16 protein-coding genes are annotated in these 23640 nt (G+C 68.9%); 7 read left to right on the top strand and 9 right to left on the bottom strand.

Annotated elements, in window-relative coordinates; translation table 11 throughout:
• Nucleotides 1-183: 183 nt before the first annotated feature.
• The 4 genes from QPK27_RS21825 to QPK27_RS21810 all read left to right on the top strand — a co-directional run bounded on the left by QPK27_RS21825 (nt 184) and on the right by QPK27_RS21810 (nt 7201).
• Nucleotides 184-1620, top strand: coding sequence for a glycoside hydrolase family 30 beta sandwich domain-containing protein (locus QPK27_RS21825; RefSeq protein WP_290420288.1), 1437 nt, complete (start codon nt 184-186; stop codon nt 1618-1620).
• Between the two features lie 284 nt (nt 1621-1904).
• Nucleotides 1905-4640 (top strand): TonB-dependent receptor, encoded by a 2736-nt coding sequence (locus tag QPK27_RS21820; RefSeq protein ID WP_290420287.1) that lies wholly within the window; start codon nt 1905-1907, stop codon nt 4638-4640.
• A gap of 11 nt (nt 4641-4651) precedes the next feature.
• On the top strand, nt 4652-6130 hold the full coding sequence (locus QPK27_RS21815) for a glycoside hydrolase family 30 protein (RefSeq protein ID WP_290420286.1): 1479 nt from the start codon (nt 4652-4654) through the stop codon (nt 6128-6130).
• Between the two features lie 30 nt (nt 6131-6160).
• Nucleotides 6161-7201 (top strand): LacI family DNA-binding transcriptional regulator, encoded by a 1041-nt coding sequence (locus tag QPK27_RS21810; RefSeq protein WP_290420285.1) that lies wholly within the window; start codon nt 6161-6163, stop codon nt 7199-7201.
• Nucleotides 7202-7282: 81 nt separating this feature from the next.
• On the opposite strand, the gene QPK27_RS21805 is transcribed toward QPK27_RS21810, so the two are convergent.
• The 5 genes from QPK27_RS21805 to QPK27_RS21785 all read right to left on the bottom strand — a co-directional run bounded on the left by QPK27_RS21805 (nt 7283) and on the right by QPK27_RS21785 (nt 11117).
• Entirely contained in the window at nt 7283-7921 is a 639-nt protein-coding gene (locus tag QPK27_RS21805) for a superoxide dismutase (RefSeq protein WP_290420284.1), read from the bottom strand.
• 165 nt (nt 7922-8086) lie between these two features.
• Nucleotides 8087-8413: a DUF3325 family protein gene (locus QPK27_RS21800; protein ID WP_290420283.1), complete on the bottom strand. Its 327-nt coding sequence runs from the start codon at nt 8411-8413 to the stop codon at nt 8087-8089.
• Nucleotides 8406-10091: a PepSY domain-containing protein gene (locus QPK27_RS21795; protein ID WP_290420282.1), complete on the bottom strand. Its 1686-nt coding sequence runs from the start codon at nt 10089-10091 to the stop codon at nt 8406-8408. The genes QPK27_RS21800 and QPK27_RS21795 overlap by 8 nt, the downstream gene beginning before the upstream one ends.
• Nucleotides 10092-10100: 9 nt before the next feature.
• Complete coding sequence (locus QPK27_RS21790) at nt 10101-10397, bottom strand: iron uptake protein (protein WP_290420281.1); 297 nt, start codon at nt 10395-10397, stop codon at nt 10101-10103.
• 198 nt (nt 10398-10595) lie between these two features.
• Nucleotides 10596-11117: a nuclear transport factor 2 family protein gene (locus tag QPK27_RS21785; protein WP_290420280.1), complete on the bottom strand. Its 522-nt coding sequence runs from the start codon at nt 11115-11117 to the stop codon at nt 10596-10598.
• Between the two features lie 260 nt (nt 11118-11377).
• On the opposite strand from QPK27_RS21785, the gene QPK27_RS21780 reads away from it, so the two are divergent.
• On the top strand, nt 11378-13327 hold the full coding sequence (locus QPK27_RS21780) for a PAS domain S-box protein (protein WP_290420279.1): 1950 nt from the start codon (nt 11378-11380) through the stop codon (nt 13325-13327).
• Between the two features lie 45 nt (nt 13328-13372).
• On the opposite strand, the gene QPK27_RS21775 is transcribed toward QPK27_RS21780, so the two are convergent.
• On the bottom strand, nt 13373-14890 hold the full coding sequence (locus tag QPK27_RS21775; RefSeq protein ID WP_290420278.1) for an aryl-sulfate sulfotransferase: 1518 nt from the start codon (nt 14888-14890) through the stop codon (nt 13373-13375).
• Nucleotides 14891-15059: 169 nt separating this feature from the next.
• On the opposite strand from QPK27_RS21775, the gene QPK27_RS21770 reads away from it, so the two are divergent.
• Both QPK27_RS21770 and QPK27_RS21765 read left to right on the top strand, forming a co-directional pair.
• Nucleotides 15060-17531, top strand: a complete 2472-nt coding sequence (locus QPK27_RS21770) for a heavy metal translocating P-type ATPase (RefSeq protein ID WP_290420277.1) — start codon at nt 15060-15062, stop codon at nt 17529-17531.
• A gap of 155 nt (nt 17532-17686) precedes the next feature.
• A complete protein-coding gene (locus QPK27_RS21765; protein ID WP_290420276.1) occupies nt 17687-20482 on the top strand; it encodes an ATP-binding protein in 2796 nt (931 codons plus the stop codon).
• Here the strand turns inward: QPK27_RS21765 and QPK27_RS21760 are convergent.
• The 3 genes from QPK27_RS21760 to QPK27_RS21750 are packed head-to-tail and all read right to left on the bottom strand — an operon-like array spanning nt 20479 to nt 23623.
• Complete coding sequence (locus tag QPK27_RS21760; RefSeq protein ID WP_290420275.1) at nt 20479-21861, bottom strand: multicopper oxidase family protein; 1383 nt, start codon at nt 21859-21861, stop codon at nt 20479-20481. The two genes, QPK27_RS21765 and QPK27_RS21760, sit on opposite strands and share 4 nt — an antisense overlap.
• Nucleotides 21858-23282: a TolC family protein gene (locus tag QPK27_RS21755; RefSeq protein WP_290420274.1), complete on the bottom strand. Its 1425-nt coding sequence runs from the start codon at nt 23280-23282 to the stop codon at nt 21858-21860. The genes QPK27_RS21760 and QPK27_RS21755 overlap by 4 nt, the downstream gene beginning before the upstream one ends.
• Entirely contained in the window at nt 23282-23623 is a 342-nt protein-coding gene (locus QPK27_RS21750) for a hypothetical protein (RefSeq protein WP_290420273.1), read from the bottom strand. The genes QPK27_RS21755 and QPK27_RS21750 overlap by 1 nt, the downstream gene beginning before the upstream one ends.
• Nucleotides 23624-23640: the final 17 nt, after the last annotated feature.

The raw sequence follows: 23640 nt of genomic DNA, 5'->3' as shown, positions 1-23640 counted from the left end.
CAGCGCTGCCTGAATACCATTGAAAAGCTGGCGTACACGAGGTGCGCACGAAGCGGCTCCTTGGCTATTTTTGTTCCTGGAGCTGGACAAATATCTGTGCCGATATCAAAGCCGAGCATGCTATATTAATTTGGCAACGTTTCCATTTTTTGGCGGCGTGATAACAGGAGGAGACCAGATAACATGCATAAAGCACCTACCATGCTGCGCGGCGCCGTCCTCGCGGCCCTGCTGATGGCGAATATTGCGCAAGCAGCGGCCCAGGGCGGCAGCGGCGCCGTCCAGGCCTGGCTGACGACAGGCGACCGGAGCAAACTGATGGCGCGCAGTCCCGACCTTCATTTCAGCCGCGCCAAGCCGGCTGACAGCGTCATCGACATCGACCCCGCCACCCGCTTCCAGGAAATCCAGGGCTTCGGCGCCTCGATCACCGATGCTTCTGCCTTTCTGATCCAGCAACGCATGAATCCGGCGCAGCGCGAAAGCCTGCTGCGCGAGCTGTTCGGCCGCAATCCCGGACTTGGCATGTCCTTCACGCGCCTGACCATCGGCGCCTCGGACTTTTCGCAAAGCCACTACAGCTTCAATGACATGCCGCGTGGCGAAAGCGATCCGGCGCTGGCACGCTTTTCCATCGATCCGCATCGCGCCACGGTGTTGCCGACCATTCAACGCGCGCTGGCGATCAATCCGCAACTGAAGGTCATGGCCTCGCCCTGGAGCGCACCGGGCTGGATGAAGAGCAGCGACAGTCTGGTCAAGGGTGCGCTCAAGCCCGAGGCCTATGACGCCTTCGCCCGCTACCTGGGCCGCTACCTGAGCGCGATGCAGAGCGAAGGGGTCCCGATCTTCGCCCTGACACTGCAGAACGAGCCGCATTTCGAGCCGGACGATTATCCGGGCATGCGCGTCGATCCGGCCAGCCGCGCCGCCTTCATCGGCGGCCACCTGGGCCCCTTGCTGGCGCGCGAACACCCCGGCACCACGCTGTTCGACTGGGACCACAACTGGGACGAGCCGGATTCGCCCACGACCGTCCTCAAGGATCCGGTCGCCGCCAGGTACGTGAGTGGCGTGGCGTGGCACTGCTACGCGGGCAACGTGGCGGTCCAGGCACAGGTCCATGCGCAGTTTCCCGGCAAGGACACCTGGTTCACCGAGTGCTCGGGCGGCGCCTGGGCGACCGACTGGGCAAAGAACCTGATGTTCTTCACCAGGACCCTGAGCATCGACACCACGCGCGGATGGGCGCGCGGCGTCCTGTTGTGGAACCTGGCGCTGGACGAGAACAGTGGACCGCACCTGGGCGGCTGCAAGGATTGCCGCGGCGTGGTGACGATCGATTCGCGCACCGGCGAAGTCACGCGCAACGTCGAGTATTACGCGCTGGCCCATACCAGCCGCTTCGTCCTGCCAGGGGCGCGCCGCATCCAGTCGAGCGAAGCGGCGGGGGAGCTGTCCAACGTCGCCTTCCGTAACCCGGACGGCTCGCTGGCGCTGGTCGTGGCCAATGGCGCGCAAGCGGCACGGACGTTTTCGGTACGCCTCAAAGGGCAGAGCTTCCGCTATACGTTGCCGGGCATGAGCGTCGCTACCTTCGCCTGGGACGGCAAGCCGTGATCGCACCTGATTAGCCAATACGCAACACTCGCCGGTGCAATTGCATTGACAGCAAATTCCACACAGGGCAATAATGCATTGCCCAATTTGGCAACGTTTCCAATTCTTGCGGACTAAATTGGCAACGTTTCCATTTGCGTGTCCGGCTGAACGAAGCGGACCAGGCAGGGTGAAGCGCGAGTAGTGGCAGATGCAGCAGACAAAGGAAACGGCGCCGAGCGCCAGACTGGTTTGGCAACGTTTCCAATCACGACGTACAACGATAAAAACATCAGGAGACTTTCATGACCCGTTTTGGCATCACGCCGGGCGCCCCTGCGTCCCGCCGCCACGCAATGTCCTTGACTCCCATCGCGGCCGCCTGCGCGCTGTGCCTGTGGAGTGCGTCGGTACAGGCCCAGTCGCAATCCGACTTGCAGGCAGCGGACAGCGCGCCCACCCAGGTCAAGGTGACCGGCATCCGCGGCAGTATCGAAAGCTCGATCGCGATCAAGAAGGAATCGGACTCGATCGTGGAATCGATCACGGCCGAAGACATCGGCAAGCTGCCCGACCAGTCGATCGCCGAATCCATCGCGCGCCTGCCGGGCCTGTCCGCCCAGCGCGTCGCCGGCCGCGCCCAGGTGATCTCGCTGCGCGGCCTGGCGCCGGACTTCGGCGTGACCCTGCTCAATGGCCGCGAACAGACCAGCACCAGCAATGACCGCAGCGCGGAATTCGACCAGTACCCGTCGGAACTGCTCAGCGGCGTCGTGGTCTACAAGACGCCGGACGCCAACATGACGGCGTCCGGCCTGTCCGGCACCATCGACCTGCGTACCGTGCGTCCGCTCGACCGCAAGGGCCGGACGGTCGCCTTCAACCTGCGCGGCGAACACAACAGCAATGGCGAGCTCAACAGCGGCTGGTCGAACCGGGGCAAGCGCCTGTCGCTGTCCTACATCGACCAGTACCTGGACAACACCCTCGGCCTGGCGATCGGCTACGCCCACCTGGATACGCCCGGCCAGCAGAAGGAATACAAGTCCTGGTGGTGGGGCGCCAACAACAACCTGGGGCCGGGGAACGAGGACGTGATCGGCCTGAAGGGCGCCGAGGTCACCTCGACCTCGCGCAAGCAGGTGCGCGACGGCCTGATGGCCGTGCTCGACTGGAAGCCGAGCCGCGACCTGCGTTCCACGCTCGACCTGTACTATTCCGAGTTCGACCAGGAAGAAACCATGCGCGGCATGATGTGGAACTCGGCCGACACCGTCACCTACCGCGATCCGCAGATCGAGACCATCGGCGGCGGGCGCATGCTCACCGGCGGCACCCTGGTCGGCCTGGAGCCGATCGTGCGCAACGACTACAACGAGCGGCGCGACGAGATGGGCGCGCTCGGCTGGAATACGCGGCTGCGCCTGAACGAGCGCTGGTCGGTCGACGGCGACCTGTCGTATTCCACGGCCAAGCGCTTCGAGACCACCTCCGAGACCTATGCCGGCCTGGGGCCGGCGGGTTCGGGCGCCACCGACGACAACTTCGGCTTTCGCATCCCGGTCGGCGCCGGCATGCCGCAATTCGCGCCGGGCTTCGACTTTGCCGATCCCGCCAACATCCGCCTGACCGACGTCGGCGGCTGGGGCCACGACGCCACCATGCACCACCCGCGCGTCGAAGACCGCCTCGGCGCGGCCAAGCTGAACCTGCGTGGCGAGCTCGACGGCTGGTTCAGCAACGTGCAGGCCGGACTGAGTTTCTCCAAGCGCGACAAGTCGCACGAAGACGTCTCGCAGACCTACTGGCTGAAGAACGGGCGCGCCCTGACCACGGTCCCCGCTGACATCATTCAGCCGACCACCTCGCTGTCCTGGGCCGGGATTCCCGGCGTGCTGACGTTCGACCCGCGCGCGGCGCTCGACCGGTTCTACGACAAGCGTCCGGTCGACACCGACGTCGCCCAGCAGGACTGGGAAGTGAGCGAAAAGCAGGCCATCGGCTACCTGCGCCTCGGCATCGACACCGACCTCGGTACGGTACCGCTGCGCGGCAACCTGGGCGTGCAATACGTCCACGTGAACCAGGAAGGGCAGGGCAAGGCGGTCAGCGGCAACGTGATCACGGCGCTGCGCGACGAACATTCTTACAACGACGTGCTGCCGAGCGTGAACCTGAACTTCGACTTCGGCAACTACCTGCACGACACCTACCTGCGCCTTGGCCTGGCCAAGACCGTGGCGCGGCCGCGCATGTCGGACATGCGCGCCGGCGTATCGGCCGGCGTCGACCCGACCACCCGCATGTGGAACGGCGGCGGCGGCAATCCCAAGCTGGAGCCGTGGCGCGCCAACTCCTTCGACCTCTCGCTCGAGCATTACATGGGCAAGGGCAGCTATGTGTCGGCCGCCTACTTCTTCAAGGACCTGAAGAGCTACATCTACAACCAGCAGCGTGAATTCGACTTCAGCGCCTTCCCGAACTCCAGCACCGTGATCCCGCTGACCAATATCGGCACCATCAACCAGCCGGCCAACGGCCAGGGCGGCTTCGTGCGCGGCGTCGAGCTGAGCGCGTCGCTTCAGTTCGGCGCCCTGTGGCAGCCGCTGGACGGATTCGGCGTGCAGGCCAGCGTGTCGGGCACCGAGAGCTCGATCAGCCCGAACGGCCCGGGCACCACCGAGAAGCTGCCGGGCCTGTCCGGCGTGGTGCGCAACATCACGCTGTTCTACGAAAAATACGGCTTCTCGGCACGCGTGGCCCAACGCTACCGCTCGGCCTTCCGCGGCGAAGTCACGGGCCTGTTCGCCCAGCGCGCGTTCAGCGAGATCCTGGCCGAAGACCAGGTCGACATCCAGCTGGGCTACGAATTCCAGGACGGGCCGCTCAAGAACCTGGGCCTGCTGCTACAGGTGAACAACCTCGGCAACGAGCCATACCAGACCAGGCAGGGCAGCCCGTTCGCCAGCGGCGCCTATGCGCCCGAGCGCTACACGACCTATGGCCGCCAGGTGCTGTTTGGCCTGAACTACAAACTGTAAAGGGAGACCCGATGACGACACGGACGACGAAACGATATGCGATGCGCGCGGCCTGCGCGCTGGCCTTGACGATGATGGGGGCGACGACGACGACGGGGGCGGCGACAGGAGCAGAAGTGGCGGGCAGCGGCTGGCAGCTGGTGACCACGGCGCAGGGCGGCGCGCAGCGCTTCGCGGTGCAGACGCTGGGCGCGCCGCAGCCGGCCGGGCAGCCGATGGAAACCGAGACCGCGGTGTTCGTCGACACGCGCCAGCAGTACCAGGCGCTGTTCGGCTTCGGTGGCGCCGTGACCGACGCGACGGCCGAGGTGTATGCCCGGCTCACGCCGGGCGCGCGCGAAGCCTTCCTGAAGGCCTACTTCGACCCGCGCGAAGGCCTGGGCTACAGTGTGCTGCGCACCACGATCCACAGCTCGGACTTCAGCAGCGCCAGCTACACCTACGTCAAGGAGGGCGACAAGACCCTGGGCTCGTTCAGCATCGAGCACGACCTGCGCCACCGCATCCCGCTGCTGCGCCAGTCGCTGGCCGCGGCCCGCGCGCATGGCACCGAGATGCGCGTGTTCGCCAGCCCATGGAGCGCGCCGGCGTGGATGAAGTCGAATAAAAGCATGCTGCAGGGCGGCAGCCTGCTGCCCGAGTACCGCGACCTGTGGGCCAGCTACATCGTGAAGTTCGTGCAGGCCTACGAGAAGGCGGGCATCCCGATATTCGGGATGACGGTGCAGAACGAACCGATGGCCAGGCAGACCTGGGAATCGATGATCTACCGCGCCGAGGACGAAACGCGCTACCTGGGCGACCATCTGGGGCCGGCGCTGGCCAGGGCCGGCCTGCAGGACAAGAAGATCGTCGTCTGGGACCACAACCGCGACCTGCTGCCGCAGCGCGCCGCCCACATCATGTCGGACCCGAAGGCGCGCCCCTACGTCTGGGGCATCGGCTTTCACTGGTACGAGACCTGGGCCAAGGGCCAGCCGATGCACCGCAACGTGGCGGCCGTGCACGCGGCTTACCCGGACACCCCGCTCCTGATGACCGAGGCCAGCGTCGAGAAGTACGACCGCGCGCGCCTGCAGGACTGGGCTAACGGCGAACGCTATGGCAGCGAGATCATGGCCGACCTGAACGCTGGCGCATCCGGCTGGATCGACTGGAACATGCTGCTCGACATGCAGGGCGGGCCCAACCACGTCGGCAACTACTGCTTCGCGCTGCTGCATGCGGGCGACGACGGCCAGCTGGTCTACACGCCGAGCTATGCCTACATGGGTCACTTCACCCGCTACATCAAGCCGGGTGCGCGGCGCGTGAGCGCGACCACCAGCCGCAGCACGCTGGACACGGTGGCCTTCCGCAACACGGACGGCAAGCTGGCCGTGGTGGTGATGAACCGCAGCGACGCGGCGCAGCGCTATCGCCTGATGATCGACGGCGCCGAGACCACGGTCGAGATTCCGGCCCGGGCGATCCAGACTGTGCTACGTTAACTCTCGGTCGAAACAGCATCGGGGAGGGAAGTGGCGACAATCAAGGAGGTGGCCCGCATGGCCGGGGTGGGGACCGGGACCGTGTCGCGCGTGGTGCGCGGCACCGGCTCGGTCTCGCCCGACAAGCTGGAACGCGTCAGGCAGGCGATCGACGCGCTGGGCTACCGGCCCTCGCACACGGCGCGGTCGCTCCTCTACGGCCGCTCGCGCATGATCGGGGTATATATCCCGATGCTGGCGGGGACCTTCTATACCGCCATCCTGCAGATCATCGACACTGAGCTGCGCGCCGCCGGGCTGCACATGATGATGGGCTTCGGCACCAACCAGGGCCAGCCCCGGCTGGAAGCCGTCGACGGCGTCAACCTGCTGTTCGCGCGCGGCTGCGACGGCGTGATCGTGCTCACCAGTCCCTTGCAGGAACAAGACCTGGCGCTGTTCGGCGAGCAGGGCAAGCGGCTGGTGGCGCTGAATTACGCCCTCGCGAGTATCCCGGAGCAGTGCTTCACGGTGGACCACGTGCAGGGCGGTCGCCTGGCGGCGCGCGCTCTGCTCGACCAGGGCCACCGCCAGATCGCGGTGCTCGGCGGGCCGTGGGCGGTGCAGGACAACGTCGACCGCATCGAGGGCTTCATGTGCGAACTCGAAGCCGCCGGCATCGACACCGGCGCCATGTGGGTGAGCGAGCACGATTTCTCGTCCGGCGCGGGATGGGCCGGCGCCCAGGAATTGCTGGCCTCCGGAACCCGCTTTACCGCGCTGTTCTGCGCCAACGACGAAATGGCGCTCGGTGCGATCTCGCGCTTCTATGAAGCCGGCATCCACGTGCCGCGCGACGTGTCCGTGATTGGCTACGACGACGCTCCCAGCGCCGCCTACGCCGCGCCGCCGCTATCCTCGGTGCGCATCCCGTGGCGCGAAATGACGGCCAGCGGCGTGGCCGAACTGCTCAACCTGTGCGACGGAGGACGGCGCCGCGTGACGCGGCGCTTTCGCGCCAGCCTGGCGCTGCGCGCCTCGGTCGCGCCGCCGGGCGCCGGTGTCGCGCAAGCCCCTGCGCGCCGAGCGTGAGGGCGCCGGCGCCTTGCGTATCGCCGGGCTGTTGCAACTCGCGGGAATGGCGGACGCCGGCTGCGGCGTCCGCCACGTGGATCAGCCGGCCTGGCTGCCCAGTGCTTCCTGGTAGCGCCGCTCGACCTCGCCCCAGTTGATGATGTTGAAGAACGCCGCGATATAGTCCGGACGCTTGTTCTGGTACTTCAGGTAATACGCGTGCTCCCACACGTCCAGGCCCAGGATCGGGGTGCCGCCCGACATGCCGGCGAACTGGCCCATCAGCGGGTTGTCCTGGTTGGCGCTACTTTCCACCAGCAGCTTGCCGTCCTTGCCCACGGTCAGCCAGGCCCAGCCGCTACCGAAGCGGGTCTGGGCGGCCTTGGTGAAGGCGTCCTTGAAGCTGTCGTAGCCGCCCAGGTCGGTCTCGATGGCTTGCGCCAGCTGGCCCGAAGGCTTGCCGCCGTCCGGGCTCAGCACGGTCCAGAACAGGGCATGGTTGGCGTGGCCGCCACCGTTGTTGCGCACCACGTTCTGGACGTTCTGCGGCAGCGAACCGATGTCGCTGATCAGCTGTTCGACAGGCACTTCGGCGACATTGCTTTCGGCCAGAGCGTTGTTGACGTTGGTGATGTAGGTCTGGTGGTGCCTGGTATGGTGGATTTCCATCGTCTGCGCATCGAAATGCGGTTCGAGGGCATTGTAGGCATAAGGTAAAGGCGGCAGTGCATAAGGCATGATCGTTCTCCGTTCAGTGGGTTGATGACTGTTGCTGAGAGAAGGACTGTCCGGGAGCGGCCTTGCCGTTCCCGGAGCGGGCGCAGCGGCGCCGTCCGATGATGTTTTACTGTTGCGCAAAGGCGGCCGACAATGGCCCCGCAGCCGCAAAGGGCAGCGCGGCGCTTACCGAACGCCCTGACGTGTCCAGAATACCAGCATCCCGAGAACGCTGGCGCGCCAGGTGAGCGTGAACGCGACGGTGAGGGTGCTGCCGGCCAGCGCCATGAACCAGACCAGCACCGCGATCGACGGCGAATCGACCGCCAGGCACAACGCCAGCGAGGCGGCCAGGGCGGCCGCACCCAGCATGCGCAGGGTCGTGACCAGGCGCGCCGGCTGCGCCGCGGCGCCGCGCACTTGCGCCCAGTGCACGTCCATCGACAGCGCCAGCCAGCCCATGCCGGCCAGGCAGGCGAGCAGGGCGATCAGGAGCAGCAGCGCATCAGGCATGGCCGGCCTCCATGATCGGGGCCTGCGCCGCGGCGCTGGCGCGGACGGCTTCGCGCCGTTGCAGCCGGCGCGCCGCAAGCAGCGCCAGCGCGGCACTGGCCAGCATGAACAGGTCGGCGCCGGCCACCGGCCAGTAACCGGAGCCGATCGTGCGCAGCAGGTGGTCGCCGGTGGTGATCCAGTTCAGCACCGGGGCGACGATGGCCAGCGCCGCGATCGCCAGGCATTGCTCGCGCCACGCCGGCGCGAGTTGACCGGCCGCCACGGCGGCGGTGCGCCAGTAGCCGTGGGCTGCGGCCAGCAGCCAGGCGCCCCAGAAGCAGTATTTCTCCAGGTCGCCGCGCCATGGCCAGCCGGCCGGCAGGGTGTCGGGCAGCAGGCGGTTGGCGATCAGCATCGACAGGGTGGCGACCAGCATGCCGGTGACCACCGTCACCGCCAGCGCGTCGACGATGCGCGCGCCGCCGGTGCCGGCCCTGGCGTGCTGGCGCTTGCGCTTCTCGACGAAGAAGAACAGGCCGGTGGCGATGCAGGCGCAGCCGGCCAGGCCGCCCAGCACGTACAGCCAGCGCAGCAGCCAGTGGCGGAAATGCTGCAGGTGCAGGCCGGTCAGGAATTCGTTGATGCGCGCGACCAGGGTCGGCGGCGGATCCTCGCGCAGCACTTCGCCGGTCGAGGCCTTGAAATGGATGCCTTCGCCGGCCAGCTGCACGCGGTCGGTGCCGGCGCGGTAGATGCTGACGTAGCCGTTGGCGTCGCCCACGTGCTGCACGTTCAGGTAGCCGACGTCGCCGGCCATGCCCTTGGCGGCCCAGCGGCGCTGGGCTTCGGCCACCATCGCGTCGACCGAGGCCATGCGCGCCGGCACGCCGGCGCGGTCGTGCGGCAGCCCGGTTTCCCTGGCTTCGACCTGCTCGTGCTGGTCGTGCAGCGGCGCCAGCTGGGTGTGCGTCACCGGGAAATAGATGTAGGCGAAGATCACCAGGCCGGTAAAGGCAAAGAAGAAGTGGAACGGCAGCGCGGCGACGCCGGTCAGGTTGTGCAGGTCGAGCATGCTGCGCTGGGTGCTCTTCTTCGTGCGGAAGGTGAACAGTTCGCGGAAGATCTTGCGGTGCATGATGACGCCGGTGACCAGCGCCATCAGCATCATCAGGGCGGCGAAGCCGACGATCCAGTAGCCGACCTGCTTCCATTCGATGGTCAGGCTGTAGTGCAGCGGGTAGAAGAAGCCGCTGCCGACCTTGAGGCGGTCGTCGGGCAGGGCGACGCCGCTGCGCGGGTCGATGGTGCGGTTGGCCCACACCGCCGTTTCATGATCCTTGGCGTTCGGCACTTCATAGCCGATGAACAGGCTCAGCACCGGATCGCGGTGGGTGGTGTAGGCGCCCCAGCTGCGCGGGGTGTCGAAGCGCGCCGGCAGCGGACCGTCCACCAGGCCGGCCACGGCGGCGCGCTCGACCGCGTTCGGCTGGATGTTCTCGAAGATCGGTTTGAGCATCTTGTCGAACGACGGCATCGGCTGCGGTTCGTAGCGGGTTTCCGGAATCGCCCAGCGGTCGATCTCGCGGTCGAACACGGACAGGGAACCGAAGAAGAACACCACCATCAGCACCAGGCCCAGGGCCAGGCCGAACCAGGTGTGCAGCCATGCCATCGTGTGGCGCCATTGCTGGAACATGGGTTCTCCTCAGACCAGTCGTTGTTGCAGCAGCCAGGCCATCACCGTCAGCAGCGCGCCGCCGCCCACCAGCGTGGCGGCGCTGCGGCGCAGGTCGCGCGCGGCGAAGGCGGCCAGGAAGGCGCCCAGGAATACCAGGATGCCGACGATGTAGGACAGGTGTTCGGCGTCATGGAATTCCATGCCGGCGCCAAACAGCACGGTCACGCCGGCGGCGACCACGCCCCAGGTGAAAACGTAGCCGCCGAGGAGGGCGACCGCGGTGCGCCAGGCGATGTGGCTGCGACTCAGGGTAGAGGAGGTCATGGATGGTGACGGCCGGCAAACAACGTCAGAGAATGATAATCATTCTCATGATAGTGGGGTGCGGCGAACTTGACAAGCGGTTATATGGGGCGTGGAAGCAACAGGCAGGTGGGAGGGCCGCACTCGCACCACGCGCCGGCAATGACATTGGCAATGTGCGCCAGGCCCCGGCGTCGGGGCTGCGCTAGTCCTGGGGCTTCAAGGCGTGTCGTTCGACGCCAGCGCAGTGCTGCGAATTTCGGTGCCCTGGTGCAGCGTGTTGCGCCAGCCGTCCCCGTGCAGCACCCAGATCCGCAGGTAGCGGCCACGCCATTGCTGCGGGCGGCCGGCGCGGGTGCGCGCCAGCTGGCGGCCGGTGACGACGGCGGTGCGGCCGCCGTCGGCCAGCCTGACCTCGATGTCGTCGACCACGTAGGAATCGAATTCGTACTCGTCGCGCGCCAGTTGCTGCAGGAATTCGGTCTTGGAGCGAACCCGGCCGTTGGTCTCGACGTGATAGTAGTCGCCCCCGATCAGGCAGCGCAGGGTGTCGACGTCGCGCCTGGCGACCGCGTCGGCGCGCCTGGCTTCGGCAGCCTTGACGGCGGCGATCGGGTTGAGCGCCGGGGCCGTTCGCGCGCCTGCGGTGGCAGCGGATATTGATCCGGATCCGGAGCCGGAGATCGAGGCGGCCGGGAAGCCGGCGCCGAGGCAGAGTAGCAGGGCAGGCAGGAGTCGCATGATCGTCACAGAACACGAACCTGCTGCACAGTATATAAATTTCCCGGCGCCCATTTGTAACGAAGTCTCTCCGGTGCGGCGTGACGATTGGATGAGGGCGGGACAAGGATGGGACAGGGCGGCAGGGCAGTAACGCGAGCTCTTCCATTCGTGCGCGTGACGCGACCCCGCGCGCCTCTGGTACAGTCATGCCAAGCGAATGGCGCCGCCGTTCCCACCAGATGACACGCATCATTTCACGTAGAGCGCGAACCGACCGTATGCCCGCCGCCCCCTTGCCCTCCAACGAACAGGAACGCCTGGCCCTGCTGCACACCCTCGAGCTGCTCGATACCCCGGCCGAGCCGGTGTTCGACCGCGTGGTGCGGCTGGCCAGCCGCCTGCTCGGGGTGCCGGTGGCGGCGTTTTCATTGGTCGATGCAGACCGGCAATGGTTCAAGGCCAAGGTGGGGCTGGCGGTCAGCGAGACGCCGCGCGAGCACGCCTTCTGCGCCCACGCCATCGCCCAGGACGAGCCGCTGGTGGTGCCGGACGCAGCCGCCGACGCTCGCTTCCAGCACAACCCGCTGGTCACCGGCGCCCCGGACATCCGCTTCTATGCCGGGGTGCCGGTGCGTTCCAGCAACGGCCTGGCGCTCGGCACCCTGTGCGCGATCGACACCCAGCCGCGCACGCTGAGCGCCGAGGAGCGGGCGGTGATGGTCGACCTGGCGGCGGTGATCATGCGCGAGGTGCAGTACCGCGAGCGCCTGGCGATGGCGCGCGAGCGCCTGCAGGACAGCGACGTGGCGCTGGGCGCCAGCGAGGCGCGCTTTCGCGCCGTGTACGACATCGCCAGCGTCGGCATTTCGCTCACTACCCGGGAAGGGCGCTTCATCAGCGTCAACCCGGCCATGTGCCAGATCCTCGGGTATAGCGAGGAGGAATTGCGCGGGCGCACCTTCGCCGAAGTGACCTATGAACCGGACCGTGCCTTCGACCTGATCGAATTCCGGCGCCTGATGGCGGGCGAGATCGACTTCCTGCGGCGCCAGAAACGCTACGTGCGCAAGGACGGCTCGCTGATCTGGATCGAGTTCGACATGAAGCGCAAGTTCAATGCCGCCGGCCAGTACGAATACAACGTCACGGTGGTCAAGGACATCCACGCCCAGAAGCTGGCCGAGGACGCGCTCGCCGCGCTGAATGCCGACCTGGAGCGGCGGGTGGCCGAGCGCACCGCCGAGCTGGCCGAGCGCGAGGCCGAGCTGCGCAGCGTGATCGAGAACGCCAACGACGCCTATATCCGGCTCGGCGCCGACGGCCGCGTGCTGGCCTGGAACCGCCAGGCCGAGCACACCTTCGGCTGGGGCGAGCGCGAGGCGCTGGGACGGCCGCTGGAAGAACTGATCATTCCGGCCGAGCTGGCCGGCGCCCACCGCGAAGGCATGCGCCACGCGCTGCGCTGCGGCGGCGGGCGCCTGATCGACCGCCGCGTCGAACTGCCGGCGCTGCGGCGCGACGGCAGCCGGCTGACGGTCGAGGTGCGCATCCGCCGCATGGAGGTGCGCGGCGAACCGACCTTCAGCGCTTTCCTGCACGACGTCACGCTGCGCAAGCAGCAGGATGCGCGGCGCGAATACGAGAGCCGGCACGATGTGCTGACCGGCCTGGCCAACCGGCGCGCGCTGATGGAAGCGCTGCCGCTGGCGCAGGCGCGCGCCGAGCGGCGCCAGAGCAGCCTGGGATTGCTGTTCATCGACCTGGACGGCTTCAAGGCGGTCAACGACGCCTACGGCCACGAGGCCGGCGACGAACTGCTGCGGATCGTGGCCGAGCGCCTGCGCCGGGCGGTGCGCCGCACCGACAGCGTGTTCCGGCTGGCCGGCGACGAATTCACGGTGCTGCTGGAAGACCTCAAGGATGCCCTGCGCGACGCCCATACCGTCGGGCGCAAGCTGGTCGAGGTCCTGAGCGAACCGGTGCCGCTGCAGTGCGCGCGCATGCCGGTGCAGGTGCGGATCGGCGCCAGCATCGGGATGGCGATCCAGGCGCCGCGCCAGCGCCGCACGCCGGAGCAGCTGATCAAGGAGGCCGACGGCTGGATGTACCAGGCCAAGAAGGCGGGGCGCGGACGCATCCTGCCGGCGCCGGAGGTGGAGCCGGAACCAGGGCGGCAGCCGGATGCGGCCGGCGCGACGGCGCCGGCGCACGCCATGCGCAAAGGTTAGGCGCAAGGACGCGGCGCAAGGGCGAGGCGCGCGCCGGGGCGCGCTTCATTGCAGCTTGAGCCCGTTGAGCCCGAACGGCTGGGCGATGAACACCGTATCGCACACCGTGCTCGGGTAGGCGAAGTCGAAGGCGACGGCGCCGGCGGCGTCGACCGCAATCAGGCGCGCCTGGGTGCGTTCGGCCAGCACCGAGTACGCCACCAGGTACTGGTTCGGCGCCGCTTCGTAGGTGGACGAGCAGATGTCGGAATACAGCCGGCGCTCGCCTTCCCAGGTCCAGACTTCGCGCGCGGTGCGTGTCGTTTCGTCGATCGCGTAGCGCGACGGCGTGCTGAAGGTGCGGTTCAGGCCGCGCGGGGCGCCGGCCGGCTGGTTCAGGCTGGCCAGGCCGTTATTGAACAGCAGCAGCTCGCGGTTGGCCAGCACCGACAAGGTATGCTGGCCGACCGGCACCTTGCCTTCGGTCACGCGTAGCGCCAGCGCGCGCAGCGACGGGTAGTTCACGTACCAGTGCTTGGCGGGGTCGCCCAGGATCCAGCGGATGGCGCCGGTGTCGTAGTCGAGCTTGACGACGAAATTCTCGCGGCTCGATACCAGCAGGGCATTGTCCACGCGGTCATAGATCGCCGAGTTCGAGTGGAACCAGTCGATGCCGTCGCGCACGAAGTTGGCCGGATCGTCGCCGCCGGCACGCATGGTGTCGCGAAAGATCTGGCTCAGGTCCCACTGCTTGATGACGCGGCCGGCGCTGTCGATCTCGGCCAGCGTGGACTCGAGCCGCAGTATGTTGTTCTCGCGCACGTCGAACTGGCCCAGGAATCCGGTCTTGCCGGGCGCTAGCTCGTGGTGGAAGTTGCTCAGGCGATTGTCGCTGAGGATGCTGCTGCGGAAGGTGCCGTCCACATCCATGCGGTGCAACAGCGGGGTGCTGGCGTCGCCGACATAGAAGGCGTCGCCGCCGAACAGCGACGAGACCGAATCGGCCAGGCCGACGCCGGCCCAGCGCAGCTGGCCGTCGGTGTCGACGATCACCGGCGAACTCAGGCCGTTGCGGATCAGCATGTAGTCGAAGCCGGGCGAGGCGGCGCCGCGCGCGCGCCGGATGTCGGGCGCGGCGTACACCGCGGCCGGGCCGCTGTAGGCGCCGGTCGGCACCGCGACCTGGGCCACGTGTTTCGAGCCGTCGCGAAACACGGTGGTGACGGTCAGTTCGTTGCGGTGGTTGGCGTACAGGCCGAACACGGGAAAGGCGATGTTGCCGGCCGCCGCAGTCCAGGCCGCGCGCCGCGCCAGCCAGTCATGCTCGTAGGTGACGTCGGCTGCCCGCGAATGGGCGCCGGGACGGGGCGCGATGCGGTACTGGATGCTGGCGACGTGGTCGAAATTGCGCAGCGCGTAGCTGAGCCGGGCCACGAACGGGGTCGCGCCGGCGCTGTGCGCCACGGCGCCGATGCCGGCGCGTTCGGCCTGGGTCGCATGCTTGTCGTCGTCGTCCTTGCCGCCGCAGGCGGCGAACAGGCTGCAGGCGAGCGCGCACAGGAACAGCTTGAAGTGGGCTTTCATCGGTCCTCCCGCGTTGAATTGGATGGCGTGGAATGGTCGGGCGCACCTGGGTTTGTAGCCCGCCGCGCGGCGCCGCGCCTGCGACCGGCGCAATACCGCGGCAACCCCGGCGCCCCGCTGTGGCAAAATCGCTTGACCTTGCCATCGTGGGAAGGGCTAATCTGACGATATGAATCAAAAGAACGAGCAAACTGACAACATCGTCCTGGTCATCGACGGCATGACCTGCGCCTCGTGCGTGGCGCGGGTCGAACGCGCGCTGCAGGCGGCGCCGGGCGTGAACGCGGCCAGCGTCAACCTGGCCACCGAGAAGGCGACCGTGAGCGGCGCCGCCTCGCTCGAGGCGCTGATTGCGGCGGTGCGCGCCGCCGGCTACGAAGCCCGCGCGCCGCAGGCTGCCGCGACGACGCCACCCACCGCCGGCGGCCGGCCGGCGTGGTGGCCGGTGGCCGCCGCCATGCTGCTGAGCCTGCCGCTGGTGCTGCCGATGCTGGGCCAGCCGTTCGGCCTCGACCTGATGCTGCCCGGCTGGCTGCAACTGCTGCTGGCGACGCCGGTGCAGTTCTGGCTCGGCGCGCGTTTCTACCGTGCCGGCTGGAAGGCGGTTCGCGCCGGCAGCGGCAACATGGATCTGCTGGTCGCGCTCGGCACCAGCGCGGCTTATGGCTTGTCTTTGTACCTGCTGCTGGCGGGCAACCGCAGCCACGGCGAAGCTCACCTGTATTTCGAATCGTCGGCGATGGTGATCACGCTGGTCCTGCTCGGCAAATGGCTGGAAGGGCGCGCCAAGCGCCAGACGGTGCAGGCGCTGGCGGCGCTGGAAGGATTGCGTCCGGCCGAGGCGCTGGTGCGGCGCGATGGCAGCGACCGGCGCATCGCGCTCGACGCCTTGCGCGTGGGCGACCTGATGGTGATCCTGCCCGGCGCCCGGGTACCGGCCGACGGCGTGGTGCGCGAGGGCGCCAGCCACCTCGACGAATCGCTGCTCACCGGCGAAAGCCTGCCGGTGGCCAAGGAACCGGGCGCGCGCGTCACCGGCGGCGCGCTGAACGCCGACGGCGTGCTGCTGGCCGAAGCGACGGCAGTGGGGGCGGCGGCCACCCTGGCGCAGATCATCCGCATGGTCGAGGACGCGCAGGCGGTCAAGGCGCCGATCCAGCGCCTGGTGGACCGGGTCAGCGCCGTGTTCGTGCCGGCGGTGCTGGTGCTGGCCCTGGCCACGCTGCTCGGCTGGGGCCTCTTTGACGGCGACTGGCAGGCGGCGCTGCTCAACGCGGTGGCGGTGCTGGTGATCGCTTGTCCATGCGCGCTGGGGCTGGCGACGCCGGCCGCGATCATGGTCGGCACCGGCGCGGCGGCGCGCCACGGCATCCTGATCAAGGACGCCGAAGCGCTGGAGACGGCGCACGCGGTCGACGTCGTCGTGTTCGACAAGACCGGCACCCTGACCGAAGGCCGGCCGCAACTGACGGCCGTCGAAGGCGACGACCCGCGCCGCGTGCTGGCGCTGGCGGCGGCGCTGCAGGCCTACAGCGTGCATCCGCTGGCGCGCGCCGTGCTCGACGCGGCGCGCGCGCAGGGCCTGGCGCCGCCGTCGGCCACCGCTGCGCGCGCCTTGCCCGGACGCGGCGTGCAGGCCGAGATCGATGGCGCCACGATCGTGCTCGGCAACCGGCGCCTGATGGACGAACTCGGCCTGGCGGCCGAGGGCGGCGCCGGACACCAGGCGCGCGGGCACACCGTGTCCTGGCTGGCCGAACGCCGCGGCGGCACGGCGCGCATCCTCGGCCTGCTGGCCTTCGGCGACCGCCTCAAGCCGGGCGCCGCCAGCGCCATCGCGCGCCTGAAGGCGCAGGGCGTGACGCCGGTGCTGCTCAGCGGCGACAACCGGGCCGCGGCAGGGGCGGTGGCGATGGCGCTCGGCATCCAACGCGTGCATGCCGAGGTGCTGCCGGCCGACAAGGCGGACGTGGTCCAGGCGCTGCGTGCCGAAGGCCGGCGCGTGGCCATGATCGGCGACGGCATCAACGATGCGCCGGCGCTGGCGGCGGCCGACGTCGGCATGGCGATGGCGGGCGGCGCCGACCTGGCCATGCACAGCGCCGGCATCACCCTGATGCGCGGCGACCCAGGCCTGGCGTCCGACGCGCTCGACATCTCGCGCCGCACCTACCGCAAGATCCGCCAGAATCTGGGCTGGGCATTCATCTATAACGTGGTCGGCCTGCCGCTGGCCGCGCTCGGCCTGCTCAATCCGGTGCTGGCCGGCGCCGCGATGGCGCTCAGCTCGGTCAGCGTGGTCGCCAATGCGCTGCTGTTGCGGCGCTGGCGCAGCGCGGCGTCTGACGTCGAGGCCGCGCCGCTCGCTCGACAATTGATCGATCCGATGTCAACCAACGGGACGCCTGCGTCCCACGCAACAGGAGAAACTCCCATGTATGAACTCACCGTCGAAGGCATGAGTTGCCAGCACTGCGTAGGCCGTGTTACCAAATCCGTACAGGCGGTCGACGCCGACGCCAGGGTCGCGATCGACCTGCCGACCAGCAAGGTGCGCATCGACAGCCAGGCCGACCTGGGCCGCATCGTGGCTGCCATCGACGCTGCCGGCTATCCCGTCACGGCCCAGGCTGCCGCCTGAAGAGGCGTTTTGGCAACAAAAATTCCCCACGGTATGTACAACTGAGCTATATTTTGTAGAAGAGACAACGTCACCTGCAGTCGCCTCGTGCCAGCGTCATAAGTCGTCCCACCAGCAGCTCCCGATCATCGAGCCGGACCTCACGGGGAAACCGCATGCCAAAGGGTGTTTCAGCAGCAGGCGTTTCATCAGACCAGGCCGCACAACCGTCCGGCCTGGTGCGGCATCCGCCCAGCGGCGCCCTGTCGCGCGGCGTGGCCGGGGCACTGGTGTGCCTGGCGCTGCCGTTCGCGCTGGTGGCGCCGCTGGCCGCGGTGCCGCTGCCCGACCTGCCGAGCGCGCCGCCATTTTTGCTGGTGGTGCAGTCGTCGCTGATTGCCGCCAACCTCCTGATCGCGATCCTGCTGCTGGGCCACGTACACGCCGGCGAATCGCGCGCGCTTGGCATCCTGGCGCTGGGCTACTTCACCACGGCCCTGGTGGCCAGCGCCCACATGCTGGCCGGGCTGTTCATCGACGACGGACCGGGCGGCGCCAACCTGCAACTGATGCCGTGGCTGTACCTGGCCTGGCACGCCCTGTTGCCCCTGTTCGCGCTCGGCTACGCACGGCGCGACGTGCGCCCGCCCGACTACTTCATGCGCGGCGGCGCGCTGCTGGCGCTGCTCGGCGTGGCGCTGCTGGTGCTGGCGCTGGTCTCAAGCGTCGACGCGTTGCCGCCGCTGCTGCACGGCACGCGCACGCTGCCGGCCTACCGCTGGATCGGCGGCGCGCTGCTGGTGCTCACCTTATGGGCGCTGCTGACGGTGGTGCGCAAGCGCCCGCGCAGCGCGCTCGACCTGTGGCTGGCGGTGGCGCTGTCCGCCTGGGCCGGTGAAGCCGCGCTGTCGTGCGTGCTCAATGCGGCGCGCGACGACCTGGGCTTCCATGCCGGCGCCCTGTACGGCCTGGCGGCCTCGCTGTGCGTGCTGGGCGTGCTGGCGGTCGACAACATCGGCCTGCACGTGCGGCTGCACGCCACTTTCCAGGAGATGGTCGAGACGCGCGCCCGCGCGCACTGGCAAAGCCTGCTCGGCACCGTGCTGCGCCAGTTGCCGGGCGGGGTGCTGATCGTCGACCATGCCGGGCGCTGCGTGATGGCCAACGACGAGGCGGCGCGCATGGCCGAGCGTTTCAGCCATGCCGGCAACGGCAGCGGTCCCGATGTTGCAGGCGCGGGCGGGGGTGCAGGCGGTGTGGCGGCGATGCTGGAACTGATCGGCGAACCGGTGGCGCGGGTGGTGAAAGGCGAGGGCTTTCGCGATGCGCTGCTGGAAAGCGCGTTCGACGCTACCCGGCGCGTGTATGCGGTCAGCGGCGAGCCGCTGCGCGGCGGTGCCGCCGAACTGGCGGCGGCGGTGGTGGTGCTGGACGACATCACCGAACGCACCGAGGCCGCGGCGGCGCTGGCGCGCGCGCTCGACCAGACCCGCTACCTGATCGAGAACACGCCGCTGGCGGTGATCGAATGGGACCGCGACTTCCAGGTGACGCTGTGGAACCGGCGCGCCGAAGAGCTGTTCGGCTGGCGCGCCGCCGAGGTGCTGGGCCGGCGCGTGGACCGGCTGCCGATCATCGACGACGAGGACGCGACCCAGATCGCGCAGATGATCGCGCGCCTGGTCGAATCGGGCACGCGCTACGCCAAGTCGAGCAACCGCAACCGCACGCGCGACGGCCGCTCGCTGTGCTGCGAATGGTACAACTCGATGCTGTACGACGAGCGCGGCGAGATCCTGACCGTGTTCTCGCTGGTGCTCGACGTGACCGAGCGGGTGCAGGCGATGGAAGGCTTGCGCGACGCCGACCGCCGCAAGGACGTGTATATCGCCACCCTGGCGCACGAATTGCGCAACCCGCTGGCGCCGATCGCCAACGCCGCCTCGCTCCTGCGCGGCAGCAGCCTGGCGCCGGAACGGATCGAATGGATCGGGTCCATGGTCGCGCGCCAGGCGGCGCAGATGGCGCGCCTGCTGGACGATCTGCTGGACGTGTCGCGCATCGGGCGCGGCAAGATCACGCTGCGCCGCACGCGGGTCGAGCTGGGACGCCTGATCCGCGACACGCTGCAGACCAGCATGCCGCTGATCGAGGCCGGCCGCCACCAGGTGGCGCTCGACCTGCATGGCGAACCGCTGTGGGTCGACGCCGATCCGCTGCGCCTGACCCAGGTGCTGGCCAACCTGATCAACAACGCGGCCAAGTACACGCCGCCCGGCGGCATCATCGAGATCGGCCTGCGGCTGGACGACGGCCGCGCGTGCGTGACGGTGCGCGACAACGGCGTCGGGCTCGATCCGGCCATGATCGAGCGCGTGTTCGATCCCTTCGTGCAGGTGAGCAGCGCCAGCCACATGGCGCAGGGCGGGCTGGGGATCGGGCTGTCGCTGGCCAAGGGACTGGTCGAGCTGCACGGCGGGTCGATCGCGGCGGCCAGCGCCGGCGCCGGGCAGGGCGCGCTGTTTACCGTGCGCCTGCCGCTGGGGGCGGCGCCGGAAGCGCCCGACCCGGGCGAGGCGGCGCAGGCCGGCGCGGCCGCGCTGGGGCAGCATATCCTGGTCGCCGACGACAATGTCGATGCGGCCGAATCGCTGGCCTGGCTGCTGCGCGCCGAAGGCGCCTCGGTGACGGTGGCGCACGACGGCGCGCAGGCGCTGCGGCTGTACAACCAGCAGCCGGCCAGGATCGCGCTGCTCGACCTGGGCATGCCCGGGATGGACGGGCTGGAAGTGGCGGCGATCCTGGCGCGCAAGGCACCGCGGCCTTATATGGTCGCGGTCACCGGGCGCGGGCGCCAGGAAGACCGCGCGGCGTCGCTGGCGGCGGGGTTCGACGAGCACCTGACCAAGCCGGTGGCGCCGCAGCAGCTGATCGCCTTGCTGCGCCAGCTGGTGGACGGGCCGGCGGACTAGTGTTCGTGGCCGCCGGCGCTTGCCCCCGGCTTGCGCACCTTCACGGCGTCGCCGGCCTGTTTCGCCGGGGCGTTCGGGGCAGCATGCGTCTGCGGCACGTCCCCGGTCCACTCGCGCGCCACGGTTCCCGCCGGATGCCGGTACCAGCCGGGATCGCGATAATCGCCGCGCGCCAGGTCTTCGCGCACCTTCAGCACGGTGAACATGCCGCCCATTTCCAGATTGCCGAACGGTCCGTCGCCGCTCATCATCGGCAGCGTGTTTTCCGGCAGCGCCATCTTCATGTCGCCCATCGAGCCGCCTTTGTCGCCCATCACCATATAGCCCGGCACCAGGCGGTTGATTCTCTCCGCCACGCCACGGTGGTCGACCCCGATCAGGTTGGGCACCTCGTGCCCCATCGCGTTCATGGTGTGGTGCGATTTGTGGCAATGGAAGGCCCAGTCGCCCGGCGCGTCGGCGACGAACTCGATGGCGCGCATCTGGCCCACGGCGACGTCGGTGGTGACTTCGGGCCAGCGCGCCGACTTCGGCACCCAGCCGCCGTCGGTGCCGGCGACCTCGAAGCGGTGGCCGTGCAGGTGGATCGGGTGGTTGGTCATGGTCAGGTTGCCGACCCGGATGCGGACCTTCTCGTTCAAGCGCGCCACCATCGGATCGAGCCCCGGGAACACGCGGCTGTTGATGGCCCACAGGTTGAAGTCGAGCATGGTGTTGGTGCGCGGCGTGTAGCTGCCCGGGTCGATGTCGTAGGACTGCAGCAGCATGACATAATCTCGAGCAACAGCATGCTGGCGCGGATCCCTGGGGTGGGTCACCCAGAACCCCATCATCCCCATCGCCATCTGCTGCATCTCGTCGGCGTGCGGGTGGTACATGAAGGTGCCGGCGTGGCGCGCCACGAATTCGTAGACGAAGGTCTTGCCGGGCTGGATACCTGGCTGGGTCAGGCCGGTGACGCCGTCCATCCCGCACGGCAGCAGCTGGCCGTGCCAGTGCACGCTGGTGTGCTCGGGCAGCTTGTTGGTCACAAAAATGCGCACCCGGTCGCCCTCGACCACCTCGATGGTCGGGCCCGGGCTCTGGCCGTTGTAGCCCCACAGGTTGGCCTGCATGCCGGGCGCGAGTTCGCGCACCACGGGTTCGGCCACGAGATGGAATTCCTTGACGCCGTCCTTCATGCGCCAGGGCAGGGTCCAGCCGTTGAGCGTGACCACCGGGTTGTAGGGGCGGCCGCCCGTGGGCGCCAGCGGCGCGGCGGTGGCGCTCGAGGTGTGGACTGGCGCTTCCGGCAGCGCGGCGGCGCCGGCCTTGCTGACCAGCGAGGCGCCGAGCATGGTGGCGCCGGCCCCGGTCAGGAACGATCTGCGGTTGGTCATGGGGTCGGCTCCTTCTGGTCGTGCGTGGAATGGTGGTGATGCTGATCGTGTTCAGAGGCGGCGGGCGCCGGCAGCGGCCCGCCCAGGGCGGCGCGCAGCTCGGTGTCGGCCAGCCAGAAGTCGCGCTGGGCCTGGATCGCGGCGTGCACGGCGGCGGCCTGTTCGCGCGCATCGAGCAGCAGCTCGAACGGGCTGGCCAGCATGCCGTTGTAGCGCAGCAGCGTCTCGTCGGCGATCTTCTTGCGCAGCGGGAGCACGTGCTCGCGGTAGTGGCGCGCCACGTCGTAGCTGGCGCGGTAGCCGAGATAGGCGGCGCGCGCCTGGCTGCGCGCGTCGACCGCCGTTTGCGCGACGTGGCCGAGCGCCTGCAGGTACAGGCTCTCGGCGCGCGCCACGCGGGCGCCGCCCCAGTCGAACAGCGGCAGTTCGAGCGCCACGTCGTAGCCTTCGCTGCGCGCTTTACCGGTCTCGCTCTTGCTGGCGTAGCCGAGATCGAACACGTTGACCAGGCGCGTGGTACGCGTCAGGCCGAGGTCGGACGCGGTGCCGGCGGCGGCCGCGCGCGCCGTGCGTACGTCCAGGCGCCGTTCGAGCGCCAGGCGTTCGATGTCAGCCCCTTCGGACGGCTGGGCGGGCAGGTCGGGCAAACGTTCCGGCAGCGCGTAGCCGGCCTGCGCGCCCCACAGGCCGAGCTGACGCGTCAGCCGTTCGCGCGCGCTGTCCAGCTCGCGCCCGGCGCGCAGCACGGCGGCGCCGGCTTCCGCATGGAAGGCCTGTTCGCGTGCCAGGTCGAGCGCGCTGGCATTGCCGGCCTGGCGCATGCGCGTGGTCAGTGCGCTCGATGCGTCGGCCGCGGCCGCGACCTGGCGCGCATAGTCCAGCGCCTGGCGCGCGGCCACCGCCTCGATCCAGGCGCGGCGCGTGTCGTGCGCGTGGCGCTCGATGGCGGCGGCGATGCGCAGCGTGGCTTCCTCGTGCCGGCGCGCGGCCATGCGCTGGCGCAGCGGCATGGTCAGCAGGCCGGCCAGGTCGACGCCGACGCCGCGCTCGATCTCGCGCTCGCCGTCGCCCGCCATGCGCGCAAAGCCGAACGAGGGATTGCGCAGGCGCGTGGCCTGCACCAGGTCGGCCTGGGCGATGCCGGCCTCGTGGTAGGTGGCCTGCAGGCCGGGGTGGTTGAGCAGGGCCAGGCGCACGGCGGCGTCGATGTCGAGCGGCGTTTTCAGCATCGCTTCGACTTCGGCCGCCAGTGCGCGGCGCTCGTCGTCGGTATAGGCCAGGCGCGCCTCGGCGCCCGCGCCGGTGCGCGCCAGGTCGGCGCTGGTCTTGAAGGTGTCGTGCGGCGCGACGCCCGCGCAACCGGCCAGCAGCAAGGCAGCGGCTGCGGCCAGCGGGCGGTGCAACAGGGGGAAGGCATTCATCACCGATGCTCCCCGTGGTGGTGCGCATGCGGGTCGGGCGGCGTCTTTTGTTCTTGCTCTGGTTTTTTCGCGGACGCGGCATGATGGCCATGGTGTGCATGGCCGGCGTGCGGATCGGACGCGGCGTTGCCGGCCACGGTGCGGTTCAGCGCCTGCCAGTTGCGGTCGGGCGTGACAGTATCGGTCTGTGACGCAGGTTGCGTCCAGGCCGGCTGGTAGCGGGTCGCAGGCACGGCGGCCTGCGGGTCGTCGACGCTGCGCTGCTGCGCATGCAACGGCAGCGCGAGTGCGCAGGCGACAGCGGCGGCGACGGCGCCGCGCAAGTTGAATTGCGTGAACATGATTCCTCGTTCGGATG

The organism is Massilia sp. YIM B02443, assembly GCF_030411955.1.
Classification (GTDB): domain Bacteria; phylum Pseudomonadota; class Gammaproteobacteria; order Burkholderiales; family Burkholderiaceae_D; genus Telluria.
Note: the sequence above shows the minus strand (reverse complement) of the source record. Positions and strands in the feature narration are given on the sequence as shown.

Coding starts and splice junctions, on each gene's coding strand:
- QPK27_RS21760 (WP_290420275.1), bottom strand. CDS start 21,861: ATGACCAACCGCAGATCGTTCCTGACCGGGGCCGGCGCCACCATGCTC.
- QPK27_RS21795 (WP_290420282.1), bottom strand. CDS start 10,091: ATGTTCCAGCAATGGCGCCACACGATGGCATGGCTGCACACCTGGTTC.
- QPK27_RS21775 (WP_290420278.1), bottom strand. CDS start 14,890: ATGAAAGCCCACTTCAAGCTGTTCCTGTGCGCGCTCGCCTGCAGCCTG.
- QPK27_RS21750 (WP_290420273.1), bottom strand. CDS start 23,623: ATGTTCACGCAATTCAACTTGCGCGGCGCCGTCGCCGCCGCTGTCGCC.
- QPK27_RS21825 (WP_290420288.1), top strand. CDS start 184: ATGCATAAAGCACCTACCATGCTGCGCGGCGCCGTCCTCGCGGCCCTG.
- QPK27_RS21815 (WP_290420286.1), top strand. CDS start 4,652: ATGACGACACGGACGACGAAACGATATGCGATGCGCGCGGCCTGCGCG.
- QPK27_RS21800 (WP_290420283.1), bottom strand. CDS start 8,413: ATGCCTGATGCGCTGCTGCTCCTGATCGCCCTGCTCGCCTGCCTGGCC.
- QPK27_RS21785 (WP_290420280.1), bottom strand. CDS start 11,117: ATGCGACTCCTGCCTGCCCTGCTACTCTGCCTCGGCGCCGGCTTCCCG.
- QPK27_RS21770 (WP_290420277.1), top strand. CDS start 15,060: ATGAATCAAAAGAACGAGCAAACTGACAACATCGTCCTGGTCATCGAC.
- QPK27_RS21790 (WP_290420281.1), bottom strand. CDS start 10,397: ATGACCTCCTCTACCCTGAGTCGCAGCCACATCGCCTGGCGCACCGCG.
- QPK27_RS21755 (WP_290420274.1), bottom strand. CDS start 23,282: ATGAATGCCTTCCCCCTGTTGCACCGCCCGCTGGCCGCAGCCGCTGCC.
- QPK27_RS21765 (WP_290420276.1), top strand. CDS start 17,687: ATGCCAAAGGGTGTTTCAGCAGCAGGCGTTTCATCAGACCAGGCCGCA.
- QPK27_RS21805 (WP_290420284.1), bottom strand. CDS start 7,921: ATGCCTTATGCACTGCCGCCTTTACCTTATGCCTACAATGCCCTCGAA.
- QPK27_RS21820 (WP_290420287.1), top strand. CDS start 1,905: ATGACCCGTTTTGGCATCACGCCGGGCGCCCCTGCGTCCCGCCGCCAC.
- QPK27_RS21780 (WP_290420279.1), top strand. CDS start 11,378: ATGCCCGCCGCCCCCTTGCCCTCCAACGAACAGGAACGCCTGGCCCTG.